At 45.5% G+C, this 6062-nt stretch carries 2 protein-coding genes; both read left to right on the top strand.

The features are described from left to right. Positions 1-730: 730 nt before the first annotated feature. A complete protein-coding gene (locus tag AC3A8L_RS19095; RefSeq protein ID WP_487963868.1) occupies positions 731-2863 on the top strand; it encodes a glycosyl hydrolase family 8 in 2133 nt (710 codons plus the stop codon). A gap of 856 nt (positions 2864-3719) precedes the next feature. Beyond that, on the top strand, positions 3720-5921 hold the full coding sequence (locus AC3A8L_RS19090) for a DUF1592 domain-containing protein (RefSeq protein WP_487963867.1): 2202 nt from the start codon (positions 3720-3722) through the stop codon (positions 5919-5921). Positions 5922-6062: the final 141 nt, after the last annotated feature.

Raw genomic sequence — 6062 nt, 5'->3', positions numbered from 1 at the left:
GCGTTGCTCAAAGCGTTACATGCCTCGGTAACTGCTCCATGCGTTACCCTACTGACCTATGTCCTATAGGCCCCGGCATGCGCCCCTTCGAGCGCCTTGCTGAGAAAACAGGCGCCTTCGTCTAATTGGACAAACTATTATTGCCTCGCCCCTAACTTCCCGTTTTTGAATTCCTGGGTGCACGCTTGCCTTCGTTAAAAATATTTGTAATAGCCGGCTATTACGCCATATTTTTTCCTCGTCAAGCAAGCACCCACAAATCCAAACTCCAGCAACTTATTCCGTGCGCGCCCCTAAGCGACAGAAATATCTTGTACAGCCCATTTTGGTTATAACGTTGATTGGTGTCGAAATGACAATTACGTTTGGGTTAAAAAAGATAATTTTTGGCGATAAATATACTTATCGAGGTGAGTTGAGCGGTTTATTATTAAATTATTATTTAGCGTTGGAGATGTAGAGTGCGTGTCTCCTTAATGCATTTATTGTTGGCCATTACTTGTGGTGTGTGCAAATGAGTCGGCAAGTGACTTCATCTACTTGTGTATCAAGTGGTTCATATCCTTCTATTAATTCGGCTGTCATTTTAAGTAGGATTTAACGGGTGCATGTTCTCGTTTGCTGCTCTCGTTTGTTGCTTTTTTATTCTGTTGATCGGCAGGCTATTATTTCACTATCAGCTCACTAGTTAGTTATAAATTTATCCAAAAAAATAAGAGGTCAATCTACGATGAAAGCCCTAATCGCATCATTTATCACCGGCGTCATGATGTTGCCTGCTACTACATTGGCAGCAGGCAGTTACGAAACCGGCGTCTATAAAAATCGATTCTTGGAAGCGGGCGTTGCCACTGAAGAAGAAATTCAGCAGCGTGTAACGCAAGTTTATGAGCAGTTGTTTCATGACCCCGATCGCCGTCGCTACAATGATAACGATCCGAGCGTGGGTAAATCGCTGTTTATTCCTGTGGGTGACGACATGGGGTATATTTGGGATACTGGCAATGATGATGTTCGCAGTGAGGGTATGTCTTACGGCATGATGATGGCGCTGCAAATGAATCGTCAGGATGACTTTAATCGAATCTGGAAGTGGGCGAATACCTATTCGTTCAATGGACAAAATGGCGGCAGTACTGGTGGTGTTTCTGGCAACTATTTTGCGTGGGAAGTTAGCACAGACGGCAACAAAGAAGACTCTAATCCAGCGCCTGACGGCGAAGAATACTTCGTAACAGCCTTATTTTTTGCTGCACATCGCTGGGGTAATGGTGACGGGATTTATAATTATACCGCCCAAGCCAATAAGCTTTTAGCTAATATGTACGGTAACAATAACTGGCATTATGTTGGTGGGGAAAAGGTCCAGTATTCTCTTTTTCAACTCGACGAATACCAAATTGTTTTTAGCCCCGCTAAAGATCACCCCGATAATTTCACCGACCCTTCTTATCACCTTCCGGCTTTTTATGAGTTGTGGGCGAGGTGGGCAGCAGACTTTACCGATACCAATCGCGATCCTACAACGCTTGAGTACGCTGGCGGCTCTACCAATTTCTGGGAAAAGCTAGCAGGGGAAAGTCGTAGCTATTGGAAAAACGAAGCCGTTGACCCAAGAACTGGACTAAATCCAGATTATTCCGGTTTTGATGGAACACCGGAACCCGGCGAAAACTACCCTACCAACCATGATAATTTTCGATTCGATGCTTGGCGTACTATCGGCAATGCTGCACTCGATTACTTGTGGTGGCAAAAAGATCCTTGGCAGCGCACTTATGCGGATACTTTGCAGAATTTCTTTTCGTCAGAATCTTTATCTGGCGGCCTCGATAGTCACGGTTCATTATTTACACTGAGTGGCGACTTAGACTTTAGCGACCAAAACAGCGACCCAACAGATCAATCTCCAGGTCTCGTCGCTATGAATGCTATGGCCAGTTTGGCAGCTTCTAATACCGCCAGAGCTAACCTATTTGTCGAAAAGTTCTGGGGCACGCCAATACCAACGGGTCGTTATCGTTACTACGATGGCATGCTGTATATGTTTGGCATGTTAGCCTTAAGCGGTAATTATCGTATTTACTGCCCTGATAATGCCTGCGATGCCGTTTCTGCGCCCATACCGGTACCCGATCCAGTCGAGCCGCAGCCGGCACCCGTTACGCCGACCACACCAGTGGTTACACCAACGCCTGGCGATGGCGCTGGATCTGTTGCGTTCGTTGAAGTCGAAAGCGGTACCTTCACTCCATCATTTCGTGCTACCACTGCTAACTGGGTGACACTTTATGGTAATGGTGACTCTGTTGCTTTCACTGTGAATTTGCCGCCGGGAGAATATTCGTTAGTGATTAACGGGCGCTCGAGTAATGGCAGTGCGGCAGGCATTAGTGTTTTACTGGACGGCGTCAATGTAGGCCAAGCTAGCTTTTCTTCCACAACCGGTGAAAAGAAGATTGTTGCACTATCGATTGCACCATCGATTGCACCATCGATTGCGCAATCGAGCCAAGAGCTGACGTTGCTCCTTGAATCAGACAGCGGCGATAATGACACTTTACTGGATGCTTTTGAAATATTCTCCGACGATGCTGTTGTAACACCTGTCAGCTCTTCCTCAATAAGCTCTTCTTCAGCAAGCTCTCAGGCGCAAAGCTCTTCTGTCGCATCAATCTCAAGTTCATCTTCCGCTTTTGCGGTTAGCTCTACACCGCAAGCGTCTTCTTCCAGTGCGGCGGTAAGTTCGGCCGCGAGTACGCCGGTTAAATTAGGTAGTGCTGATTGGTATTTGCTCATGCTAATGGGTTGTTTCGTTGCAGTGCGGCAAGCGCTGCGACGAAACACAAAACCATCAATTTAAACAGCTAATAGGGCAGGCTCATCTAAAAGAAAGAGATGTTCTACCGATAGGTTAAAACAGTTAAATACCCTCAAGTTAATTTCTTGGGGGTATTTTTTTGGCTGAAATTTTGAGAGGTAATGTTACTGGGTGAACTTGCGTGGAATGCTTTATCGCCCAGGATAGATAAGTTCTTTACTCTTTAAGTGTCAAATGTCTGACCCTTCCTGATTTTTTATTATTTCTATTGCGATGTACTGCGAAGCAATTGTACCTATAAAGGCTCTGTTGAGCGGTGTGTATACTATTCGCTTAAATTTAATATTATTTTAACGCTATTTTATGTGTGCTTAAAATGTGCGGTTTAATAGCTTTTTTCGAGAAGTAAAGCTCGTTTAGGGGCTGTAGTGAATGGCTTGGCGATTATTGGTGGAGAAATATTTTACGAAAATTAAGGCGAAAAAAGTATGCGAAATCTATCTGTTTTAATTTCAAATCACCTTCGGTAATTCATTTTTAACCTGCCACTATTTCGTGTCCCGTCACTACCTGTTAACCCTTTCACGTATCGATAAAATAAATGCGTTGCAACTTGATATGATTTGATATTTGCATGATTATAATTAAATAAATTCTACTTAAATGTATGAATAAAAATTTATACAACGAATTTTTGTTGTAACAGCATGTAACTGTCGAAATGACAGTTACATGCTGGGTTTAAAAAGGATAATTATTTAGCGATAAAAGTATCGGTATGGCTTGGTCGAGCGGTTGATTATTAAATTATTTTATTTAGAGTTGGAGATGTAGGATGCGTAACCCCTTAGTGTTACTTATTATGGTGCCATTGCTTGTAGCATGTGTTGGTGAACAGGTGGTGACTTCATCTGATGGCGTATCAAGCCATTCAAACTCTTCCATTAACTCGTCTCTCAATTCAAGTAGTAGTTCGATTAGTAGTTCGATGGCTATGGTGCCAACAGGCGATGCTGGTAACGGCGCAATTTTGTTTGAAGAACATCATTGCGACGTTTGCCATGTTGATAATAAAGATGGCACTTTTGGCGGCATCCGAGGTTTTGACGTTAACCAGTTGACTTACCCCGATTCCGACACCTATGCCACTTTAAATTACTCCAGTAACAGTGAGGCGGATTTAGCGGTTTTTCTAAGTCGTGAGATGCCGCCATCAGGTGGCTGTGATATCGAATGCGGCGCAGATTTGGCCGCTCATTTGTGGTCATTACGTGGCCTTGAGCAAAATGTAGAAATAAGCTCATGTGAATCTGAAGACCCTGTATTTTATGGCAAACGTGCTATGAAACTACTCACTTCATTTGAATATAACAATTCATTACAGTCTCTATTCTCAGCTCCTTTGCCTGATGACTTTTCACGCCCCAGTCGTGCTAACTTCGATAAAAACATTGCCAACATGCCTAACCATATTAGGGAGGCTGTCGGTGAAACGCGTTTAAATACTTACGAAAATAATGCAGAGGAGCTTGCGCAGTGGGCGTTGGCCGATAGTAACCAGCAGCCGCTGCCTTTTTCTTGTGGCGATAAACAGTCGACGGCCTGTGCAGAAAGTTTCATTGAGAAGTTTGCTTACCCGGCGTATCGCCGTCCGCTCGATGCGGGTGAGAGGGCGAATTACATCAATATGATTACCTCCAGCGCAATTGGCTTACAGGTAGCCGTGCGTTCGGTGTTGATGTCGCCTCAGTTTTTGTACCGTTTTGAGCTGGGCGTAAAAGTTAGCGAGGCGAAAACGGATTCTAGGTTCCAGTTCGGCAGTACAGGGAACGATACTGCAGGCCAAAGTGCGTTGATGCTTGCAGACCCCAATGCTTACGTTCTCGATCCTTTCGAATACGCATCGGCGCTTTCTTATATGTATACCGCAAGCTCGCCGGATTCGGCATTACTTGAAGCGGCAGCGCAGGGTGATCTTGCGAACTCGGCAAAAGTCGAATTACATATTGATCGCATGCTAGATTCCGACTTGGGCCGAGAGCAAGTTGGGCGTTTTGCCGGTTTGTGGTTCCGTACAGATGGCGTTATTGATATCACGCGTCAGGGCAATGATGCCTTTACTCAAGAGGTCAAAAACTCTATGGCCCAAGAAATTCACGAGATTTACAAACACGTATTTTATAGCGAATCTGTTTCTTTTAAAGAAATGTACACGGGTAGCTTCACCATGGTTAACAGCGTGTTGTCTGATTTCTACGGTTTGCCTGGCGGTAATAGTCCTACTGAATTCACACCGGTAAATACTGTGGGTACACCACGTGGTGGTGTTATTGCCTCTGGCGCATTTATGGCCACCAACTCGGCAAGGGAGCGAACATCCCCAATCAAGCGAGCTGTCCACTTTCGTCAGGATGTACTCTGCCAAACCATTGATCTACCCCCGCCGCTGGGTGATAACCTCGAGCAAGATGCTATACGTGAACAGGCCGCCCAAGAGGTTGTTGATGCGCAAGGTGCGGGTACGTTAACCACCACAGCGGCTTTCCATCTACAAACGGGTAAGCCCGGTACCGCCTGTGCTGGCTGCCACCGCAGCGTAATCAACCCGTTGTTTGCGATAGATGATTTTGACCATGTTGGCTTGGCGCGCAAACGCCTTGCTTCGGGTGAGGTCGTTCAGCGAGGGCTCGGTCCTAATGGTCAAGAGGATGTGCCCATCGACATGATTAATAATGGCGGCTATCTATTTGCGGGCCATATTACGGGTGTGGTTGATTCCGGCTTGGCTGATACACAAAATACAGCGGGCGTTGGTTTGCCCTTTAAAGGCGCAAAAGGTTTAGGGCAGGCGATTGTTGATGCAGAGCTACCGGGCGTTGATGCTTGCTTAATCCAAAAATCCTTTCGTTTTGCGGCCGGTTATCCACTATCCAGTACGCTTGCTTTGCCTGCTGAAGGTGAGCTTTTAAGTGATACGGAAAAAGCGCACTTTATTTGTGTCAGCGAAAACCTGACCTCGGCATTGCATGCGCAAAACAACAGTCCGAGATCCATGATGAAAGCCTTGGGGATGTCAGACGTCATTCGTTTTAGGCGTTAATAACCGACACCTGCGCTGAGATATCAGCGCTTAGGGGCGTGCACGAAATAAGTTGCTGGAATTTGGTTTTGTGGGTGCACGCTTGGCGAGGCGAAAATATGGCGTAATAGCCGGCTATTGCAAATATTTTTAACGAAGGCA

It is taken from the genome of Marinagarivorans sp., from assembly GCF_982758155.1.
Note: the sequence above shows the minus strand (reverse complement) of the source record. Positions and strands in the feature narration are given on the sequence as shown.

Bases quoted from the DNA above. Each gene is read 5' to 3' on its own strand.
- AC3A8L_RS19095 (WP_487963868.1), top strand. From the start codon at position 731: ATGAAAGCCCTAATCGCATCATTTATCACCGGCGTCATGATGTTGCCT.